Origin of the sequence: Bhargavaea massiliensis (genome assembly GCF_018390575.1) — a bacterium.
Classification (GTDB): domain Bacteria; phylum Bacillota; class Bacilli; order Bacillales_A; family Planococcaceae; genus Bhargavaea; species Bhargavaea massiliensis.
In genome coordinates this window covers 1-442 of sequence record NZ_JAHBCJ010000025.1, presented here as the reverse complement: position 1 = coordinate 442, position 442 = coordinate 1, and the positions used below count along the sequence as shown (strand labels likewise).

The following is a 442-nucleotide window of genomic DNA, read 5'->3' as shown; positions in this document are numbered from 1 at the left end:
GCTTCGCCGCGTCGCGGTCCCCCACACAGAACAGTGCACCGGCCTCGGCGGCGCGCATCTCCGGCCCGACCGGCGAGTTCGTGTGGTTCGGCACCGCCCGCATCCGGCGCAACTGCTCTCTCGCGTCCGAGACCTGCCCGGACAGTGCCAGCGCCAACGCATGGAGGGAGAGCACGCGGGGGAGGAAGTCCTCCGGGCCGTCGACCTCGATGGTGTCGATCGCGTCGGCGGCCGCGATCGTGGCGGACGGCAGGTCGCCGGCGAACAGCGCGATCTCCGCGTCGGCGGCGCGGCGTAGCCCGTGGTCGATGCGCACCGACTCCACGTGATCGGCCGCGGTGAACGACGAGAGCTCGCCGCCCAACGCGGTGATCCCGTACCCGTGCAGCACCACGCAGAGCAGCGCCGAGAGGTACTCCTCCGACGCCCACGCGACGTGTCC

At 72.4% G+C, this 442-nt stretch carries 1 protein-coding gene; it reads right to left on the bottom strand.

The features are described from left to right. On the bottom strand, nt 1–442 hold a 442-nt coding region (locus KHA84_RS15205), incomplete at both ends, for a hypothetical protein (RefSeq protein WP_213424357.1).